The organism is Neisseria sp. P0009.S007 (assembly GCF_051962515.1).
Map to the genome: position 1 here is coordinate 1 of NZ_JBQCVF010000120.1, position 2,664 is coordinate 2,664.

Consider the following 2,664-nt stretch of genomic DNA (forward strand, 5'->3'; position numbering starts at 1 on the left):
GCTCAGATTTCGGCAGCTGAAAAGGCTTTTTTTCGGCCTCAGCTTTCTGATGGTCGGAATGCAAATCCGTGTGTTCAATCTGACTTTGCGTATCGCAACCCGAAGCGGCCAACGGCGCAAATGCAAGCATGCGCAAAAGCGTCATGACAAAACCGGCATACTCGTCTGGAGCCAGCGGTAAATCCTGTTTACCATGAATAGCGCATTGATAATAAAGCTGAATCTGCTCGCCACTCAAAGCCTGACTTAATCGCTGCAAAGTTTCACGTTCAGGATCGTCATTTGCCAAGGCGGAAGGAATGGTTTGAATCAAAGCCAAACGTTGCAACAACATGGCCAATTCTGCCAACGCGCTGTCAAAACCAATCGCTCTGGCGGACATTTCCTGAGCCTTTTCCAGCAAGGCTTCCCCGTTTTGATTGATGATTCCTTCAAGCAATTCAAACAAGTATTGTTTATCGACCGCTCCGATCATCTGGCGGACATCTTGTTCGGCCACTTTACCCGAACCCATGGCAATCGCCTGATCTAAAAGGCTCAACGCATCGCGCATCGAGCCGGCGGCGGCACGGCCTAAAAGTTGCAAAGCCTGTGGCTGATAAGGAACGTTTTCACGATCCAAGACATGCGCCAAATGCTCGGCAACCTGCTGGGTTGTCATGTTGCGCAACACAAATTGCAAACAGCGGCTCAATACAGTAATGGGGACTTTATGCGGATCGGTGGTCGCCAAAATAAATTTAACGTGTTCAGGCGGTTCTTCCAAAGTCTTCAGCATGGCATTGAACGCGCTTTTGGAAAGCATATGCACTTCGTCGATGATATAGACTTTGTATTTACCCGCAGTCGGCGCGTATTGCGCGTTTTCCAACACTTCGCGGATATTGTCGATACCGGTATTCGATGCCGCGTCGATTTCCAATAGATCCACATAACGGCCGCTGTCGATTTGCGTACAGCTTTCACACTGACCGCACGGCTCACCATGCACGGCATTTTCGCAGTTCAGGCTCTTGGCCAAAATCCTGGCAATCGTGGTCTTACCCACACCGCGTGTCCCTGTCAGCAGATAGGCATGGTGCAGACGGCCTTCGTCCAGCGCGTTACGCAGGGCTTTGACGACGTGTTCCTGACCGACCAAATCGGCAAAGGTTTTCGGACGCCATTTTCGTGCAAGAACTTGATAAGCCATGTTGTTTCTCTACGGGAAATAAATCGGAAGGCCGTCTGAAAAGAATTCTCCGCTTTTCAGACGGCCTCAGAAAATGGCATATATTCTAGCATTTTTTTGATTTTTATTAAGGATTTTCTATCAAACCGACAGCGACAGCATGTCATTGCAATGTTAGAATGCTACATAAATGATAAGTAATTTGAAGTTTGAAACATCATGTCCGAAATCATACTACGCAACCAATCAGCCACTATGCAAGTAAATACAATGGGCGGATATATTGATTCCCTGATTCTAAAAGGATGGGAAGTCTTATTTCCGAAAACCAGCGTTCAAGTAGGCGATGACACAAAATTACGCGGCGGCATGCACGTCTGCCTACCTCAATTCGGACCTGACAGCAAAAATCATCTGGCCCAACATGGTTTCGGCAGAACTTCAGACTGGGAAATCCGCCATCAAAATGAATCAGATATCGGCTTAAAATTAATCAGCACAGAAAAAGGCTATGAACACGTCGAATGGTTGCTCGATTACAGTCTGCCTAACGAAAATGAAGCCATCGCCATCCTAACTGTCTGCAATTACGGCGAATCACCCATCCGCACGTCCCCAGGATTCCACCCCTACTTTACCGCCGCCGGCACACAATTTGATTTCAACGGCGCCCCATACGATGCCGACTATATCTCCCATACCGAATTTGTTTCCTCCGACCAGGATGCACACGTTGCATTTGACGGCTTGAAACTGGATATCCGTACCCACAATCTGCCTGTGTATGCCCTTTGGAGCGATCGAAACGGTCAATATACTTGTGCAGAGCCAACCGCAGAAGGCAATGCGTTTTTATCCCCTGCCCGAGGAGGACAGTTTGTTTCAGGACACAGCAAAAAACGTTACGCCATGAAAATCAGACTGATAGCTTAACCCCCTTTACAAATCCTCGATATTTAAAAACCACCCCAAAGGGTGGTTTTCTTATGGCTTACAGGCCATTGTTATTGATTGCATTCGCAATATCGCGTACCGCTGTTACATACATACGGCTGTGGTTGTATTGCCATACCGTGTAGAAGTTATTCAGACCCAAATAGTATTCAAATACGCCCGGGCTGGTCTCCAAAGCATACAGCACAGCTTTTTCATTATCGGCAATAGCAGCTTGAGGCACGACACCCAAAGCTTTGAAATCTGCGACAGTGCGCGTCAAGGCAGTTTTCTCATCGATAATCGCCTGCAAGTGCGGAGTAATTGTCAGACTTACCGGCACAACCATCTTACCGCCGGTCTGCCAGCCATGCTGTTTCATATAATTGGCGACAGAAGCCGCCACATCGCCAACATTATTCCAAATATCGCGATGACCATCACCATCATAGTCCACCGCCCATTTACGGTAGCTTGAAGGCATAAATTGCGGCATGCCCATCGCGCCGGCATAGCTGCCTTTGAAGTCAAAGATATTTTCTTTTTCTTCTTTTGCCATC

Annotated in this window: 3 protein-coding genes; 1 reads left to right on the forward strand and 2 read right to left on the reverse strand. The window is 47.7% G+C overall.

The window, feature by feature from the left end; all coding sequences use genetic code 11:
• A partial coding sequence (dnaX, locus tag ACTHS3_RS09880; RefSeq protein ID WP_440367863.1) for a DNA polymerase III subunit gamma/tau occupies window positions 1-1,192 on the reverse strand: 1,192 nt, incomplete at its 3' end.
• A gap of 198 nt (window positions 1,193-1,390) precedes the next feature.
• On the opposite strand from dnaX, the gene ACTHS3_RS09885 reads away from it, so the two are divergent.
• Entirely contained in the window at window positions 1,391-2,104 is a 714-nt protein-coding gene (locus ACTHS3_RS09885; protein WP_004519255.1) for an aldose epimerase family protein, read from the forward strand.
• Window positions 2,105-2,162: 58 nt separating this feature from the next.
• On the opposite strand, the gene ACTHS3_RS09890 is transcribed toward ACTHS3_RS09885, so the two are convergent.
• On the reverse strand, window positions 2,163-2,664 hold a 502-nt coding region (locus ACTHS3_RS09890), incomplete at its 5' end, for a lytic murein transglycosylase (RefSeq protein WP_440367865.1).